The organism is Streptomyces aurantiaciflavus, assembly GCF_049808595.1.
Classification (GTDB): domain Bacteria; phylum Actinomycetota; class Actinomycetes; order Streptomycetales; family Streptomycetaceae; genus Streptomyces.
In genome coordinates this window covers 1-16523 of record NZ_JBNCAQ010000068.1, presented here as the reverse complement: position 1 = coordinate 16523, position 16523 = coordinate 1, and the positions used below count along the sequence as shown (strand labels likewise).

At 68.9% G+C, this 16523-nt stretch carries 15 protein-coding genes and 2 pseudogenes; 6 read left to right on the top strand and 11 right to left on the bottom strand.

The window, feature by feature from the left end:
- Positions 1 to 2: 2 nt before the first annotated feature.
- Complete coding sequence (locus ACPT94_RS41775; RefSeq protein ID WP_425245201.1) at positions 3 to 881, bottom strand: helix-turn-helix transcriptional regulator; 879 nt, start codon at positions 879 to 881, stop codon at positions 3 to 5.
- 152 nt (positions 882 to 1033) lie between these two features.
- On the opposite strand from ACPT94_RS41775, the gene ACPT94_RS41770 reads away from it, so the two are divergent.
- Positions 1034 to 1636 (top strand): TIGR03086 family metal-binding protein, encoded by a 603-nt coding sequence (locus ACPT94_RS41770; RefSeq protein WP_425248127.1) that lies wholly within the window; start codon positions 1034 to 1036, stop codon positions 1634 to 1636.
- Between the two features lie 177 nt (positions 1637 to 1813).
- On the opposite strand, the gene ACPT94_RS41765 is transcribed toward ACPT94_RS41770, so the two are convergent.
- On the bottom strand, positions 1814 to 2146 hold the full coding sequence (locus ACPT94_RS41765; protein ID WP_360352265.1) for a hypothetical protein: 333 nt from the start codon (positions 2144 to 2146) through the stop codon (positions 1814 to 1816).
- Positions 2147 to 2614: 468 nt separating this feature from the next.
- On the opposite strand from ACPT94_RS41765, the gene ACPT94_RS41760 reads away from it, so the two are divergent.
- A complete protein-coding gene (locus tag ACPT94_RS41760) occupies positions 2615 to 3307 on the top strand; it encodes an HAD family hydrolase (RefSeq protein ID WP_360352261.1) in 693 nt (230 codons plus the stop codon).
- Here the strand turns inward: ACPT94_RS41760 and ACPT94_RS41755 are convergent.
- The 3 genes and pseudogenes from ACPT94_RS41755 to ACPT94_RS41745 form a co-directional block, all read right to left on the bottom strand.
- Positions 3243 to 3505, bottom strand: a pseudogene (locus ACPT94_RS41755) (ATP-binding protein); the annotation flags it as partial. The gene ACPT94_RS41760 and the pseudogene ACPT94_RS41755 sit on opposite strands and share 65 nt — an antisense overlap.
- A gap of 306 nt (positions 3506 to 3811) precedes the next feature.
- The gene (locus tag ACPT94_RS41750) at positions 3812 to 4336 is read right to left on the bottom strand and encodes a hypothetical protein (protein ID WP_425248126.1); all 525 of its coding nucleotides are present in this window, start codon (positions 4334 to 4336) and stop codon (positions 3812 to 3814) included.
- A 260-nt stretch (positions 4337 to 4596) separates the two neighbouring features.
- Positions 4597 to 5700 (bottom strand): DUF4037 domain-containing protein, encoded by a 1104-nt coding sequence (locus tag ACPT94_RS41745; RefSeq protein WP_360352255.1) that lies wholly within the window; start codon positions 5698 to 5700, stop codon positions 4597 to 4599.
- Positions 5701 to 6190: 490 nt separating this feature from the next.
- Here ACPT94_RS41745 and ACPT94_RS41740 point away from each other — a divergent pair, with 490 nt between their 5' ends.
- Together ACPT94_RS41740 and ACPT94_RS41735 are read left to right on the top strand one after the other, a co-directional pair.
- Positions 6191 to 6766: a hypothetical protein gene (locus ACPT94_RS41740; RefSeq protein ID WP_360352250.1), complete on the top strand. Its 576-nt coding sequence runs from the start codon at positions 6191 to 6193 to the stop codon at positions 6764 to 6766.
- A gap of 59 nt (positions 6767 to 6825) precedes the next feature.
- Positions 6826 to 7239 carry a hypothetical protein gene (locus tag ACPT94_RS41735; RefSeq protein WP_360352247.1) on the top strand — a complete coding sequence of 138 codons (414 nt, stop codon included), beginning with the start codon at positions 6826 to 6828 and terminating at the stop codon, positions 7237 to 7239.
- Here ACPT94_RS41735 and ACPT94_RS41730 read toward each other — a convergent pair.
- The 3 genes from ACPT94_RS41730 to ACPT94_RS41720 form a co-directional block, all read right to left on the bottom strand.
- Entirely contained in the window at positions 7196 to 7792 is a 597-nt protein-coding gene (locus ACPT94_RS41730) for an AAA family ATPase (RefSeq protein ID WP_425248125.1), read from the bottom strand. The two genes, ACPT94_RS41735 and ACPT94_RS41730, sit on opposite strands and share 44 nt — an antisense overlap.
- A gap of 86 nt (positions 7793 to 7878) precedes the next feature.
- Positions 7879 to 8247: an MmcQ/YjbR family DNA-binding protein gene (locus tag ACPT94_RS41725; protein ID WP_360351849.1), complete on the bottom strand. Its 369-nt coding sequence runs from the start codon at positions 8245 to 8247 to the stop codon at positions 7879 to 7881.
- Entirely contained in the window at positions 8244 to 8627 is a 384-nt protein-coding gene (locus ACPT94_RS41720; RefSeq protein WP_360351852.1) for an MmcQ/YjbR family DNA-binding protein, read from the bottom strand. The genes ACPT94_RS41725 and ACPT94_RS41720 overlap by 4 nt, the downstream gene beginning before the upstream one ends.
- Positions 8628 to 8756: 129 nt before the next feature.
- Here ACPT94_RS41720 and ACPT94_RS41715 point away from each other — a divergent pair, with 129 nt between their 5' ends.
- Positions 8757 to 9689, top strand: coding sequence for a helix-turn-helix domain-containing protein (locus tag ACPT94_RS41715; protein ID WP_360351854.1), 933 nt, complete (start codon positions 8757 to 8759; stop codon positions 9687 to 9689).
- 342 nt (positions 9690 to 10031) lie between these two features.
- Here the strand turns inward: ACPT94_RS41715 and ACPT94_RS41710 are convergent, their stop codons facing one another.
- The 3 genes from ACPT94_RS41710 to ACPT94_RS41700 form a co-directional block, all read right to left on the bottom strand.
- Positions 10032 to 11054, bottom strand: a complete 1023-nt coding sequence (locus ACPT94_RS41710; protein ID WP_360351857.1) for an alcohol dehydrogenase catalytic domain-containing protein — start codon at positions 11052 to 11054, stop codon at positions 10032 to 10034.
- Positions 11055 to 11109: 55 nt separating this feature from the next.
- On the bottom strand, positions 11110 to 12546 hold the full coding sequence (locus ACPT94_RS41705; protein WP_360351859.1) for a carboxylesterase family protein: 1437 nt from the start codon (positions 12544 to 12546) through the stop codon (positions 11110 to 11112).
- Between the two features lie 313 nt (positions 12547 to 12859).
- Complete coding sequence (locus ACPT94_RS41700) at positions 12860 to 14662, bottom strand: flavin-containing monooxygenase (RefSeq protein ID WP_425248124.1); 1803 nt, start codon at positions 14660 to 14662, stop codon at positions 12860 to 12862.
- A gap of 834 nt (positions 14663 to 15496) precedes the next feature.
- Between ACPT94_RS41700 and ACPT94_RS41695 the strand changes: the two are divergent.
- Positions 15497 to 16500: pseudogene (locus tag ACPT94_RS41695) on the top strand (IS5 family transposase).
- Positions 16501 to 16523: the final 23 nt, after the last annotated feature.

Genomic DNA, 16523 nt, shown 5'->3' with positions numbered 1-16523 from the left:
CGTTACGGCGTGGAGAAGCTGCCTCGCCCCGGAGGCGAGGGGCCGTCGGTGCGGACGCCGCCCGTGACCCGCAGGAACTCCAGCTTTTCCGCGTCGGCGGAACCCGCGGCCACCGTGTAGACGACGAGGCGGATGTCGCAGCCCGGGACGGTGAGCACGTCGCAGTCGCACGTCACCTCGCCGACCTGGGGGTGCAGGATGGTTTTGCGGGCCGAGACGTGCGGTCCGACCGCACCCTCGTCCCACAGTCGGGTGAACTCCGCGCTGGTGGACCTCAGTTCCTCGACGAGGTCGGTCAGGCCACGGTCGCGGGGGTAGTCGACGAGAGCTGTGCGCAGGTCGGCGACGAGGGCGGGGTTCAGGGCGTCGCCGTCCTGGAGCACGGGCCAGGCCGCGAGCCGGCTGGGCCCTGCGGCGAAGACCGCCCGCGCCAGATTCCGCTCGACGTGTGTCCGTGCGCTGGGGTCGCCCAGCAGCACTGCCCATGCCGGGGTCCAGGACAGCAAGGTCCAGTCGGCGCTGAACACGCCCACGGGGAACTCCCCGAGGCGGGCCAGCATCCGCTGGACCCCCGCCGGAACATGCGTGGAGATCGTCCCCTCCTGGGGCGGGAGCAGGCCGGCCAGCCGGTAGGCGTGATCGCGCTCCATGGGCTGCAGCTGCAGTGCCCTGGCCAGGCTCGCGACGACCTGCGCCGAAGGGCTCGTGGCCCGCCCCTGCTCCAGCCGCACCACATAGTCGACCGACAGCCCCGCGAGCTCGGCCAGTTCCTCGCGTCGCAGCCCCACCGCACGTCGTCCGGGCCGCGAAGGCCGCCCGACGTCGAGGGGAGAAAGCCGGTCGCGCCAGCGGCGCAATGCCGTGCCCAGGGTCTCGTCCACTCGGCCATTGTCTCCGCCGGACAGCCGTTGTGCCTGGTACTGGCAGTCCTACCGTCGCAGAGGGCACTGGTAGTCCTCTCGTCACGGGCCGAAGGTGAACGCATGACAACAACATTCATCACTGTGACGGCACCACGACAGGGAACTCTCCGATGAGCGATGGCATGATCTGCAGCGGTTGGGACGTCCTGGACGCCTCCCACGAAGCACTGCGCACGGCGGTCCGCGCCGTCCCCGCCGACGGCTGGCACCTGCCGACGCCCTGCGCGGCCTGGACCGTCGCTCAGGTCTTCCAGCACGCCGTCGGCGACCAGATCGGCTACGCTGCCGCGCTGACCGGCGAACCCGGCCCCGACTTCAACCCGTTCGCCCCGTCGGGCGATCTGGAGGGGGTGGACCCGGCGGCGTTCCTGGAGGACGCCCTGGCACGCGCGGCGGAGGCGTGGGCGGGGGTCGACCGGGACGCCGCCGAGGTGCCCGTGCCGGTGCCGCCGCACAAGTTGTCCCCGTGGTCCGGCTCGGCGGCGTGCGGGCTGGACGCAGCGGTCCACGCCTGGGACATCGCCGTGGCGACGGGCCGGCCGTCGCCGCTCACGCCCGAGCTGGCCCGCCCCCTCCTCAAGGTCGCCAGGGAGATCGTCGAGCCGCTGCGCCCCCGCGCGTACACCGCTGCCCTGGCCCCCGAGCAGGGCGACGACGACGTGGCGGTCCTCCTGGGTTACCTCGGCCGCGCCCCCCGCTGGAGCGCCTCTTGAGCCTCCCGCTCCCTACGCGGTGACAAGGCGACCACGGCGGCACGGCACTCCGGCTGACAGTGAGTGCCGCCACGCGCTCGTCGCCGTAGGGCCGGTTCGCGACGAGGTCGAGCAGGGTCCGCGACCTGCCCGCCGAGCTCGGCCCCGGCGCCCGCAGGAGCGTCGCGTGGTGCACCGTCAGGTGCCGAAGGGAGGGACCTGTGGCGCGGTGAGATCGCCACGCAGCCGCACGAAGCGGACGGGATGGCGGTAGGGGCCCTCGTCGACGGCGGTGTCGGCGAGGGACTCTGCCACCAGGCCGGGCCGTACGGGGGTGGTACTCCAGCTCACCGCGGGTGCCCCAGCCGGCGCTGAAGCGGCCACCGTGCCAGGGTGATCGGGGCCAGCTGGATGCAGTCGCTGCCCGAGGTCGCGCCGCACGCCGGTGGGCAGGGGGGTGATGCGGGCAATCAGCCGCAGGTGACCGATGGTGTCGAAGCGGGCCAGCAGCAAGGCGGCCGGTGAGATCATGGCTCCGGAAACTCCCTGGCGGACTGTCACTCACCTGCGTGACCTGCTGATGGACAGCGGCGTCCTCCCGCGAGTCGGCCGACAGCCGCTGCTCTGTCAGCGCTGGCTGATCGAACGGCTCGCCGCCATTGAGGAACCCGAACACCATCAGTTTCTCCGGCACTTCGCCACGTGGCACCAGATGAGGTGCCTGCGGGCAAAGACCGAGAAGGCACCGTTGGGAAGCTCCCAGACCAACCACACCAAGCACGAAGTCACCCAAGCTGGCACTTTCCTCTCATGGCTCGCCGACCGAGGGCGCGCAATCGGACAGTGCAGCAGTGGCTTCGACCCTTTTCGATGGCCCCGGAGGACAGCGTGAATTGGCCCCACCTGGGGATCTCCGTGCCATCATCTGACAACGAGAATTGGCCCCACCTCGGCGAGCGGGTGAGGCTGGATCGGGCAGGCTGTGGGAGGTGGGTGTCTGTGCAGAGGTTGGCACTGTTCGATCTGGATGACACCCTGATCGACCGGCAGCTCGCATTTTCTGTGTGGGCGACGGAGTTCGCCGACGAGCACGACCTCGGAGACGAGGCGCCGCGTTGGCTGATCGCCGCGGACAGGCTGAGAACCGGGCCCCGGGATCAGTTCTTTCGTGACGTGCGGGAACACTTCGCACTGACGCAGGCGGCTGAGGAGCTGTGGGCCGCCTTCCGCGTCCGGATGCCCGACCTCGTCCGGTGTGACCCGCAGGTGCTTGAAGGTCTGTCGCAGTTGCGGGCCTCGGGCTGGTGGGTGGGCATCGTCAGCAACGGCATGGCCGACAACCAGTTCATGAAGATCGAGCGGACCGGGCTGGGCGAGCGGGTCGACGCCTGCTGCGTCTCCGGCGACGTCGGCATCCGCAAACCGGATGTCCGGATCTTCCAACTGGCCGCTGAACGGTGTGGTCGGGACCTGTCCGACGGCGGATGGATGATCGGCGACAATCCCGACCACGACATCGCGGGCGGCCGGGCGGCTGGATTGCGGACGATGTGGGTCGGCGGACAACGGCCTTGGCCAGGCAGCGAGGTGCGGGCAGATCGAACGGTTGCGGACGCCGCGGCGGCGATCAGTCTTCTGCTCGATGGCTCTTGGCATGAGCAAGCCGGTAGCAGTCCGTCCCGGTCTCGATGATGTTGCCGCCGAAGGTGAGCCGGTCCACGATGGCAGCGCAGAGCCGTGGATCGGTGAAGGTCTTTGTTCAGCCTCCGAACGATTCGTTGGAAGCGATGGTCACGGACGCCTTTTCCTCCCTCTCGGTCAACACCTGTCCGGCAGTTCGGCGCCGCGGCGGTCGAGTTCCATGTAGCCGAGTTCGTCGATCGCGAGGAGGTAGCTGGATGCCCCGCCTCACGCTGCCGCCTGCGGTCATTACCCAGGACCGAGAACCGCTGCACCAGCATCGCCGGCTCGCGATGCTCCGGCGTGTCCTCAACGACGACTCCTTGCCCCTGCGGGCCTGGGGCGCCGGCGCGCTCGTTCTTGTGGCCATAGGCCATTTTCTTCAACCGGTGGCGCTCGGAGGTGGTCAGCACGACCAGCACGGCGGGAGCAAGGGGCACATGGTGAGAATGACCTGCCTTCCGGGGTGACGGGGGTTGATGACGCGCCGTCTCACCTGCTCGCCCGGGAAGTCCACTACCGCCCCGAAGCTGGCGGCCTGACACCGGTAGCCCTTGTTCCTCGAGGACGAGGTGCGGCTTGACGTGTCCGAACCACTACCGGTCGGATGAGCTTTACGGGTTCGTCGTGCAGCGAGCCTGCCCAGTCCGGTCCCATGAGCCGAGTGAAAGCAACGCTAGCCAGGTACCACTGGCCACCGACCAGCACCAGCCTGTGGTACGGATCCTGGTGGTCGACATCGACTACGTCTGGATCGACGCCGCACAAGACGTCTACACCGAGTCGCTCTCCCATGTGCTCTGCGGCACGGAGGTCAGGGTACGGCCCAAGTCCACAGTCGTACCCGCCGACCACATCCAAGGAAAGCGGCCACGCCGGATCTTCGTTGCCCACCAGGCGTATCCACAGGTCTCCCGTGTTGTCCGGAATGTCGACGTCGTCCGGCTGAACCACCAACTGCAGGCCAGCCGGGATCAGTTCCTCGAAGAAGCCGACCACGTGGTCAACGGTCAGCGACCGAGACACGGTGATACTGAACATGACCGTCATTCAACACCAGGATGAAAACAAGTCCGGACCACGCCGTGCCGGGGTTCCCAACCACCACCACTGCGCTCTCTTGACAACCGTGGTTTAGAAACAGCTGCTTTACCTCTGGCTCGCGCCTTCCACAGCCTCGCCTTCTCCGACAACCCCCGAAGGACTTCGAGCGTCGACCACTTGGGTAGCGGATTTGACGGTGGTGCCGTGGCGAGGGCGCTGCCGAACTGGAATCGCAGTGGGGGCCCGATGTCACGACGTCAGGGCTCTGGGGCGGAGGCGGTGGCCCGGGTTGCTGCTCTTGCCCGTGCTGGGTGGCTGAGGATGTCGGTGCTGTCGATGAACTGGTCGGCGGTGCCAGTCAGTGGCAGTGCGCGTACGGCCGGGTCGACGACGCGGGCCGTCAAGGCCGCCGTGAAGCGTTCGGCGTGCAGGACCTGGAACGGTCTGCTGTGGTAGGTGCGAGTGGTGGGGTCGACCGGGTCGGTGATGCCGAGCCGGTTGTGGGCGGCGGCGACGGTCTCGTAGGCGCGGGCAAGGTGGTGCTCGCGAGTGTGCCAGTCGGGGGCGGCGAGGGCTGCGGAGAGGACGGGCGTGAGGACGGCTGCCTGCGGGGTGCGGGCGAAGGCGCTTGCGAGCCATTTGCTGTACGGCGGGTAGCGGCGGTCCATGAGCAGGCCGAGCCGCATCAGATCGCGGACCAGGCGGGCGGCGACGACGGCAGAGCCGAGTTCGTCGCCCACTTCGCCGCACCGGCCGACGAAGGCCTCCTCCTGGGAGATGCGCTGCCACTGGCAGGCAAGCACGTGGAGCCAGAGATCGTGGGGATACCAGGCGAGATGCGTGCGGGCCGGGGTGAGTCGGCCGAGGCCGTCATGGAAGATGGCGCCGGCGGTGACTTCGGCGAGCCGCTGCGTGGGGGTGGCCAGCCAGTCCGTCAGGGTGGCGCCTTGGCCGGGGTCGAAGCCCAGCTGCGCGGTGAACCAGGTGGCCGGGTCGGTGATGTCGACGCGGTGGTGCACCGGCCCGTCGGTCGACTGCATGACGCGGATGCCAGCCTCGGCTGTGGGCGCGAAGTGCGTGGGGTAGCCGTAGAAGGTCTTCGGCAGACGTGTGGAGAGCAGGTCCTTGATCGTTGCTTTGTGGAGGGTGACATCTTCCGGGCGCAGAAAGAGCTGGAGGCGGGGTCCCCACTCGTGGTCGACGGAGCGTGCGGTGTCGAATCCCAGGACCTCCGAGCCGCTGCCGAGACGGGCGGCGGAGTGACGGATGCCGGGCGCGGCCTCGTCCAGCAGGGGCCGGACGGCTTCCAGGTAGAAGCGGCGGGAGAGCTCCAGCCCGGGGATGAAGGACGGTGTGGTCATGGCCAAGAGCCTGCCGGACCTGCATGACGTTGGGCGAAGGCTTTCCGGGCACCACATTGCCCTGAGCGCAGTGCCCGGCCCGACAGCCACTCGATGAGACAGTTCTGAGTGTCTGGAGAACCGTCCCACTTCGGTTATGCGCTGTTGAGCTGTCCACGGGCTATCGTCCACCGTCATGTCGATCACCGGTTGGCGGGTGCACTTCACTCGCCGAGACTTGGCGAGGCCGTGCGAAGTGACCCCATTCACGCGGGAGTTCAGCGACCTGTTCGCCGGTCTCAACGAGGTCTTGGACGATCGGGGAGTCCCTGAGGGGCAGCCGTTCCTGATCAGTCCGGCGTGCGGTTACGACGTGGCGCTGAACCGGTACTTCTCGGTGTGGTGGGCGTCGTCACCGTGGAACACTCAGGCCGCCCATGCCCGGGACTTGCGCACATATTTCGACTTCCTGTGGTTCGCGCGAGGCCGGTATGACTAGCGTGACGCGTCCATGGATGACCGGGCGGAGTACGAGTGGTGGCGTCGTCGCGACGAGCGTGGACCTCGCCTGGAGGACACGAGCTGGGACCGGGAGGTGTCCACGGTCAACCAGTTCTACCTGTGGGCGATCGAGCAGGACCTCGTGAGGGCCAATCCCATCCGTCAGCGTGCTGCCGCGGTGTGGTCCCCCTGGCGGCGCGGGGCTGACGGGAGTGCGGTGCGGCAGGTGCCGGCCGAGGCGTCCCACACGGGGGCCCGGCGGGAGGTGAAGTGGCTGCCTCCGAGGTCGTATCGGCTGTGGCGCAATGTCGGATTGTGCGGCTATGACGCGCAGGAGATGCCTAGACGCGGGTTCCGTGGAAGGTGGGCGGCGCGGAACGCGGCGTACTCGGACTCGATGGTCCGTACGGGGCTGCGGTTGTGCAAGCACTCGGCGCTGACGGTGTTCGATCTGCCCGGGCTGCGGCCTGCGGGGTCTGGGGTCGTCAATGCGCGGGCGGTGCTGCCGCACGCGATCTCCAAGGGGAGGTCGGGGCGGGCGGTGTACTGGTCGGTGTCGGTGCTGCGGGATGTGCGCGACGTCTAGAGGACGGCGAGCGGCGCCGGCTGCTGGTGGCGACGGTTGATGGCGGGTGGGAGCCGGCAATGGTGTGGCTGAACCAGTGGGGCCTGCCGATGACGGTGTCGGGGTGGAAGCAGGTCTTCGCCGACGCCAACGCGCGGTGCCGGGCCCAGGGTATGGACGTGGGGGCGACGCCGCACATGCTGCGGCATTCGTATGCGGTGATCACGCTGGAGTTGTTGTGGCGGGGGCATCTGCAGGCGCTGGGGGAGATGAACGAGCGGCAGCGGCTGACGTACCAGCGGGTGTTCGGTGATCCGCTGAATTGGGTGCGGATCAGGCTCGGTCATCGCTCGGCGACGACCACGGCGCTGTACTTGCACACCTTGCAGGAGCTGGAGATGCGCACCCGGCTGGAGCTGGTGCCGGAGGGCGCGTGGGAGCCGGCGGGTTTCAGCGAGGAGGGCTGGCTGGAGCGGTCGGCGGTGTCCGCGTGAGCAAGGAGGCGGCGCGCGCGGGCCGCGGCCGTGCGGCGGCTAGCTGAAGCTCGGGGCGTGGGCCGGGCGTCTGGGTGCGGGAGAGGAGGGCACCGTTGAGTTCGAAGCTCGGGTTCTCCGTGGTGGCGCCGATCAGGGTGATCGTGCCGTCCTCGACGTAAGGAAGGAAGCTGTCCTGCTGGGCGCGGTTGAAGCGGTGGATCTCGTCGACGAACAGCAAGGTGCCCTGGCCGATGCCGCGCCGGCTGCGTGCGGCGGCGAAGACCTTCCGCAGATCTGCCACGCCGGAGAAGGTGGCGGACACCGGTTCGAAGGACAGGTTGCTGCCGTGCGCGAGGAGTCGGGCGATGGTCGTTTTCCCGACGCCGGGCGGCCCCCACAGGATGGCGGAGCTGATGCGCTGCTGGGCGACCATGCGGCCCAGGGGGGCGTCCGGGGCCAGGATGTGGTCCTGCCCGACGACATCTTCCAGCTGTGTGGGGCGCAGGCGGTCGGCGAGTGGCCGAACGGGCTCCTCATCGAATAGTGGCAGAGTCGCTTCGATCGGTTCCATCGGTCTCTCGGGTCGGAGGTGGAGGTGTGCGGACGTGGCGCCCGGCACGGGACACTGACGACCGACGGCTCAGCGGCTCGCGGCGCTCAGCGAGCAGCGAGACGGTCGCGTCGTGGCAGCCGCTCGATGACCAGGTCGTATGAATTCTCGACAGCATCGGTGACCAGCTGCTTGGTGATGCCGGGGCCTGGCCCCAGCGAGATCCAGTGCCGTTTGTCGAGATAGCGGCCCGGTGTGATCGACGCGTAGCCGTGTTCTTGCGCGCGGGCGTGTTCGGGTTCGCACTTGACCGTGATGATCTGCTCGTCCGGGTCGTCGGTGACGATCAGGAACACCTTGCCCGCGACCTTGTACACGTCCAGTGCAGGGGTGAAGGGGCGTCCGTGGCTGACGCCGGGAAGGGCGAGAGCCGCCTGGCGGGCGGTGTCCTGGAGCCGGTCGCCGGCCGCGCTCACTGGGCTGCCCGGGTGCCGTTGCCGTAGGTGTGCGGGTCGACGGGTTGCTGGGCCTTGGGCAGGTGGGCAACGACGAGCAGGTAGGAGTCGGTGACGAGTTCCTTGCCGATGCCGTCCCCGCCCTCCAGCGTGATCCAGTGCTTCTTGTTCATGTGATAGCCGGGAGTGATGTGGCTGTTGTGTTCTTGCAGGGCGTGGGCCTCACCAGGGTCCGCCTTGAGGATCACGACAGGCCGGCCGGGGACGTCTGTCATCAGCATGAACACCTTGCCGCGTACTTTGAACACCTCCCAGTCGGGGCCGAAGGGGTGCTCCAGCTGGGCCCCGGGGAGTTCTTCCGCACAGTCGGCGGCGGTCTTCTGCAGGGTCGGTCCGTCCATGGGCGGTGGGCCTCCTCGGGTGGTAGGGGACTGCGGCATCGAAGGACACGGAGCGCATGTCGCGCGGTCCTGGCGGCACGTCCCATCCTTCCCTCGAAGCCGACAAAGAGGGCGGTAGGCTGCGGACACGTGATGGTCGGCAAGCGACACCCCAGCCCGAGCGGACAGGCCGGATCGGCCGCGGTCCCGCTGTACGGTTTCCAGCCCCCGGTCGGCACCCCGTACGGCCTTGAGGTCAGCCTCATCGAGGACTTCTTCGTCCAGCACGACGACTGGCCGTGGAATCCGCCCCTCCCGGGGCGCGCCACCTTCCACTACCTGATCCTGGTCATCGAGGGTGAACTGCGGCACGACGTCGACCACGTCACGCGGAGCGTCGTCCCCGGCCAGTGGCTGTGGGTGCGTCCCGGACACGCGCAGTGCTGGCATCCGCCCGGCACCGCCCGCGGCCCGTTCATCCTGTTCGAGCCGGACGTGCTGACCGCCGACACCGCCCGTCTCCTGGCCCCGCTCACCTCGCACGAGGCCCCTGCCGTACTGAGCCCGCACCCCGACGACGCCATCTGGCTCCAGCAAACGGCGCTCCAGCTCGTCGACGAACACCGCGCGCTCGGGCGCCGCCCCCTCGAAGTCCACCACGCCCTGCGGCGCAGCCTGCTCGAATCTCTGCTGCTGCGCCTCGCCAACTCCGCCGGCGTCGCCCCTCCCGACACGACGACCGCCAGGGGGCGCGCTGACACGTACGGACGGTTCGTGGACGCCCTGGAGCTGCACTTCCGCGAACTGCACCAGGCGGCGGACTACGCCGAGCTGCTGGGCTGTTCGGTCCGCACACTCAGCCGCGCCGCCCGGGACACCACCGGCAAGGGGGTAAGGGAACTCATCGACGAGCGGCGGCTGCTCGAAGCCCGGCGTCTGCTGCGAGGTGCACGGTGGGCCGCGCGGGATGTGGCCGTACACCTCGGCTTCACCGACCCGGCGAACTTCGGCCGCTTCTTCCGCGCCCGTACCGGTCAGACTCCGGCCGCGTTCGCGGCCCGCGAAGCCACCACCGACCCGTGAGCGGAAGGCGGCGGCCGTAGCCCCCGTCCAAGTCCCCTTGCCGGGTGGCGAGCCGTCAGTATCCGACCGAAGTGCGCACCTGGGACGCGGGCGCTGGCGCGGCGCGAGCGCGGTCCGGGACGTATTCGGTCGCTGTCCAGGGCCGCCCGCGCGGCCCGGGTCGGGCGACGCCGGGTGTAGGTGGGCAGCGTCTCCAGGCGGAACCAGCCGGCGTACAGCACGCCGAGGAGGGGCAGGACTTTCCCGCGTCGGCCACTCCGGCGCGCGACCAGCTTGCCCTGTGGCGCCGTGACGTCGATGTCCTTCTGGTCGTGGACGCTGCCCTGTGCTGCTCGGCGTCCTTCAGTCGTCGAGCAGCACGACGTGCTTGCCCGGTGTCCTCCCGGACTCGACGTCGGCCTGGGCGTCGCGCACCTGCTCCAGACCTCGGTAGGTCTTCGCGACCGGGACGTTGAGCCGGCCGTCGGCGATGGCCTGGAGCTGCTGCTGGAACACCTGGGCTGGCAGGTCGGCGGCCTCACCCGCGTAACTGGTCAGCCGCACCCCGCTGGGGATCATGAACGGGGTGAAGTCGGGGACGGTCCACCCGCCCCCCAGGGCGCCGGTGAAGCAGACGGAGCCGTGCACCCGTACGCATCCGAAAGTGTCCGGCAGGACGGTGCACCCCACCAGCTCCAGCGCCGCGTCGACGCCTTGCGGTACCAGGTCCCGTACCTTTTCGGCAATCCGCCCGTCGTCCACGACCGGATGGTCGACGCCCATCGCCCGGAGCTCGTCGCCGCGGTCGGCGTTGCGGGTGGTGGAGATGACGGTGACGCCGATCTCCTTGGCCATCGTCGCCGCGCTCAGCCCCACCGTGGAGGTGCCGCCGCGGATGAGCAGCGTCTGCCCGGACTTGAGGTCCAGGCCGCGGGTCAGGGATCCGTAGGCGGTCTGGAACATCTCCGGCAGCGCGCCGACCACGTCCCACGGCAGGCCGGTCTCGAACGGGATGACCTGACCGGCAGGGACGGTCACGTACTGGGCGTACGCGCCGTCGTAGGCGCGGCCCATGCCGCCCATCATCGTCGCGACCTGCTGTCCCGGCCGCAGACCGCTGTCCTCGTCGGCCTCGTCGACCACGCCGACGCCCTCGATGCCGGGCACCCGCGGATAGGTGACCTCCGCGTCCGACTCTCCCTTGCGGGTGGTGACCTCGGATTCGTTGACGCCGAACGCTTTGACCTTGATCCGCACCCAGCCGGGCTTGCGGACGGGCACCGGGACGTCCTTGATCTCCAGTGCCTCCAGGCCGCCGGGCTGGGTGACGACGACGGCCCTCATCGTCGCCGGTGCGGCGTCGGATGCTGCTGTCGGTTGGCTCATGTCGAGCACCTCACTCCCTGTTGTCCCCTGCGTTGTCCGTATCGCCCGTCGGCCGTCAGGGGCGGTCGATGCCCTCCCACAGGTCGAGGACCTGCTGGTAGTGGGCGGTGCCGTCGAAGGGCGAGTTGCCGACGGTTTCCGAGGTGGGCTTGCCCGTGACCGCGGGCCACAGACGGGACTGCTCGCCGGTGGCGAAATCGAGCACGATGTCGCGGATACGGGTGTCCCGCTCGGCCTGTTCGCGGCTGCGGCCCGGCTGTTCCTGACCCACCAGGGCGTACATCTCGGTGCCGTGCACGGCGGGCGCGCCCTCGGCGGGGCCGATCACCAGGAGGTGGGCGTTGCCGCCGGCGGCGGCGTGGGCCAGGGCGCCGCGGGCTGCGGGGATCGCGAAGAGGTAGTCCGCCATGACCGCGGCGCGGACCTCGGACGGGGTACGGCCGCCCTGGTCGTAGGCGCCGACGATCTTCTGCGCGCGGGAGCGGGAGATGCGCCACCCCGCGACCTCGTCGACGACGCGGTCGACGGTGCCCGGGTCGAACCGGTCGAGGTCGTTCGCCACCCACCAGCCCATGTCGTCGCTGGCCATGCTCAGCAGGATGTCGACGTCGCGGTGCGCGCCCGAGGCGAGGACGTCCATGGGGTGGGCGTGCACCACCGCGCCGGGCTGCCCGATGTCCAGGACGACGCCGGTGGCCTTGTTGTCCACCCCGCCGCGGACTCCGAGGTCTGTCGGGAGGACCTTGCGCAGGGCGTCCCGCAGGGTGAGCGGGTCGAGGTCCAGCAGCTTCTCCGGGGTGTCCGCGACGCCGAGTTCGGTGACGAACAGGTGTGCGAGTTCCTCGGCCCACCAGGCCGGGATGGAGCGGGCGGGCCCGCCGGAGAACCCGGCCAGTCGCCGGTACAGGCCGTCGGCGGAGGAGGCGCCGAGCAGTCCGAAGGTGGAGTAGGCGCCGCCGCTGTGGCCGTAGACGGTGACGTTGTCGGGGTCGCCGCCGAAGTGGGCGATGTTCCGCTGGATCCAGGTGAGCGCGGCGATGATGTCCTGGAGGAAGAGGTTGCTGGCCTCGGCGAGCTTCCCGCCGTATTGCGAGAGCGAGAGCGGGCCCAGGGCACCGAGCCGGTAGTTGATGGACACGCCCACCACGCGTCCCGTCGCGGCGAGACCGGCGGCGTTCGAGGTGATCTGGGTGTTCGCGCCGTACTCGAATCCGCCGCCGTGGATGTACACGGTCACCGGGAGCGCCTTGCCGGCCGGCCGCGCGGGGGCCCACACGTTAAGGTTCAGGCAGTCCTCGCCCATCCCGCTGTCCGCTTCGAGCCAGTCGCCGCTGTCGGGCTGGATGGAGACGACGCCCTTGCGGTCGTAGGGGAGGCTTGGATCGAAGTCCGCGACCACGGGGCGGCGGTACCGCTCGGCGGTGGCGTACGGGATTCCCCACCAGGACCGCACCCCTGGTGCGGTCGGGGCCTTGGGTGCGGTGGCGGTCATGGGATGTCCTTCCGGCGCGGTGCGGGTGTGTCACGAGGTGTGTCGGCGGCGGGTTGCTCGCTCTCAAATCGTCACCTGGGATTCGCCGAGGCACCTGGCGGGCAGCGGTCACCTGGTGGTCGCCAGGTGACACTTGTCCGCTCCGTGTTCTCGTAGCCCAGGCGGCCGCTCGCTCGCTGGGGCGACCCGAGGTCTGCCGTCAGCAGGCCGACTGGACCTCGGCCGGGGGGAAGCCCGCCGAGCAGACACAGCGCGGCGGGCGTGAGGCGGTCGTGGCGGCTGACACATCAGCGGGCAGGCGGACTGCTCGAGCTCAGGCCGTCGCGTCGGCCGGGTACCGGAAGACCAGGTCGCGCTCCCACCCGTCCTCCAGCCACTCCCGGCAGATCCGCAGATACTCCACCGGCCCACCGGGGTATCCCGAGTTGATCAGTCCCCCGTAGGGGGTGGGTGCGCAGCCGAAATCCACTGCGGGAATGCCCGCGGCCCTTTCCTTGATCTGTTGTGCCCAGTGCTCCTCTGCCTCCGGGCGGACCTCGACGCTCGTGAATCCTTCGTCGAGGCAGCGTTTGACGAGGGTGGAGACGTACGATCCCTGCCCGTACAGGAGATAGGCGTAGTTGTTCGGGAACGCGGCCTGGGCGGGGCTGCCGACCAGGAACAGATTGGGAAATCCGGCGGCCAGGATGCCGTGCAGTGTGCGTACGCCGTCGGCCCACTTGTCGGACAGCAACTCCCCGCCGCGTCCGGTGATGGGGAAGCGGGCGGCATCCAGCACGAAGCCGGTGCCGAAGATGACGCAGTCGACCTCGTGCTCGACACCGTCGACCACGATGCCCTTGGCGGTGAGCCGTTCGATGCCACGGCCCTCGGTGTCCAGCAGCGTCACGTTGGGGTTGTTGTACGCCTGGAGGTAGGTGTCGCTGAACTGGGGACGGTTGCAGCCCAGGTTGTAGTACGGCATGAGCTTCTCCGCAGTGTCCGGGTCGTTGACGATCGCCGCCATGCCGGCCCGGATCTTCTCCATGGCCGCGTAGTTGGTGATCACCGCCCGTGTGCCGGGGTCGGCCCCTTTGAGGAGGTCGGACAGTTCCGGCGGTGGGGTGCGGCTCATCTTGCTCAAGCTGGTGGCCGAGTCGTCGACGATGTCGTGCTCGGGGGGCGCCTCTCCTGGAGGGGTCTGCGTGATCGCGCTGAAGTTTTCCGTCCGCTCCATCTGCCAGCCCCGGGGCAGGCTGCGGAACCATTCGGGATCGGTGGGCTTGTTGTTGCGCGGCATGACGACGACCGGGGTGCGCTGGACGACGGTCACCTGCTGCGCGTACTCGGCGAGTTCGGGGATGTACTGGATCGCGGAGGCGGCGGTGCCGACGACCGCCACTCGCTTGCCGGCGAGTTTGGTCAGGCCCCCGTGTTCGTCGCCGCCGGTGTAGTCGTAGTCCCAGCGGCTGGAGTGGAAGACATGGCCCTCGAATTGGTCGAGGCCGGCCACTTCCGGGATGCTCGGATTGTCCAGCGCTCCGCTGGCCAGGCAGACGAACCTGGCGCGGATCTCGTCGCCGCGATCCGTCGTGACGGTCCAGAGGTCGGCCTCATCGTCCCAGCGCATCGCGGTCACCCGGGTCTGCAGGCAGGCGGCCTCGTCCAGGTTGAACGTCTCGGCGAGCGCCTGGCAGTGCGCGCGGATCTCGTCCCCCATGGTGTACTTCTCGCTCGGCATCGTGCCGACGTCCTCGAGCATGGGCAGGTAGATGTAGGCGTCGATGTCGCAGCGGATGCCGGGGTAGCGGTTCCAGTACCAGACTCCGCCGAACCCGCCCCCCTTCTCGATCATGCGCACGAGCGGGACACCGGCCTTGCGTAGATGGGCACCCGTGACCAGACCGGTGATGCCACCACCGACGACCACGACATCGATCTCGTCGCGCAGCGGCTCTCGCTCGAATCCCGGTTCGACGAAGGGGTCCTCGACGGAGGCGACGACGCTCTCTGCGACCGCCCGCCTAGCCGGCGGCCTCGCCGACCGCCGCTTCTTGCTCTCGTCGAGGTACTTGCGGCGAATCGCCTCCGGATCGAAGCCCGAACCCACTCCGACGGGTGCGGTGGAACTGCTCATTCTCATCTCCTCGCTAGTTTCGGGTTTCTGTACGGCGCGTGTGTACGGCGTCGAGCTGCTCCTAGGGCTCACACAGCGAGCCGCTGGGCAGGAGGCCGCGTTCGCCGCTCCGGCCGGGCACGCCAGTCGGCCACTGCGAGCAGGACCGCTGGTCCAGGGCAGCAATGCATTCGTCTGCTGATGGCGGTATCGGTGACAGGGCGGCCACGCCGGTTCAGGTTTCGCTGCGGGGCACGGCTGAGGTCCGTACGCCTAGGGAATCCGCGGACGGTTTCACGTGGTGAGGACGTTCGACGACGTGCCTTCTCGCAGGAGTGGCCCCACTGCGTCCCTGCCGGCGGCCCAACGCAGGTAAACGTGTACGTCAATCAGCCCGGCAATCGTCTGTCCGTGCGGCCTTGGGGCCGTCACCGTCGCGGCGGTACCGCTGCAGAGAGGTCCACGTCACGGATCACACTGTCCTCGACCAGCACTGAGCCCGATGATCTGACATTCGCACCGTCGACATGCCCTGCCCGGAACGCCGGCAGCTCGCTGCGCATCACTGTCATCTCCAAGGAAGCCAGAAGTGGGGGGAAGAAGCTCAGTTGTCACTAGTGCCGCGACAGGCAACGTTCGCCCCGTCGCGACGCCCGGCACGCCCTCTCGCCGCACCGGCCGAAAGCCCAAGTACATCCAGTACGAGGGCTTCCGGCCGGCACACCGAGAGCACGCACCGGACCCCGCTCCTCAACGGGCAAACGTTGCCTGCCGCGGCACTAGGGCCTGTGTGATGTCGTGATCAATCTTGGGATCCGGATCCGCCGGTCAGGCGGATCCGGTAGGAAGACGATCGTGACGCGTAGCCAACTCACCGACGACCAGTGGAAGTTGATCGAGCCGTTCCTGCCGATAGGCGAGTACGGCCCGTACCCCGGACGGCTGCGGGAGCAGTTCGAAGGGGTGATCTGGCGGTTCCGCACCAGCAGTCAGTGGCGGGAGATGCCCGGCGAGTTCGGCCCGTGGCCGACGGTCTACGGTCGCTTCCGGGTGTGGAGGGACGCCGGTGTCTTCACCGCGCTGCTGGAAGGTGTGATCGCTGAGGCCGCTCGCCAGGGGAAGACGGACTTGTCCCTGGTCAGCGTGGACTCCACCACCGCCCGCGCCCATCACGACGCCGCCGGGATGCGCATCGGCAAGGAGGTCATGGACGCCCTGGAGGAAGCCGCCGCCGAGCAGGAGCGGGCCCGGCAAAAGGGGGCGGCCCGCCGGAACAGAACGGGCAGGACGGCAGTGACGACCCCGAACGGGAAGAGCGGTGGCGCGTCAGACGACGGCGCAAGCTCCGCTTGAAGCAAGCCCTGCTGGGCAGATCCCGTGGTGGGCTGACGAGCAAGATTCATCTCGCCGCCGACCGCAAGTGCCGTCCGCTATGCCTCGTGCTGACCGCAGGACAGGCCGCCGACAGCCCGCAGTTCGTGCCCGTGCTGCACAAGGTGCGGGTTCGTCTGCCTGTCGGCCGTCCCCGAACCCGGCCTGACGCTGTCGCCGCGGACAAGGCCTACTCGTCCCGCGCCAACCGCTCTTACCTGCGCAAACGCAACATCAAGGCAGTCATCCCGGAGAAGAAGGACCAAGCCGCCAACCGGAAGAAGAAAGGCAGCCGGGGCGGCCGGCCCACACGCCATGACGTCGATCTCTACAAGGAACGGAACACCGTCGAGCGCCTGATCAACAAGCTGAAGGCCTGGCGGGGAATCGCGACTCGATACGACAAGACGCCCGAGAGCTACCTCGCCGGCCTCCATCTCCGCGCCTCGATGATCTGGATCAACGACCTCCTGAAGCCAACTGGTTGATCACAACATCACACAGGCCCTAG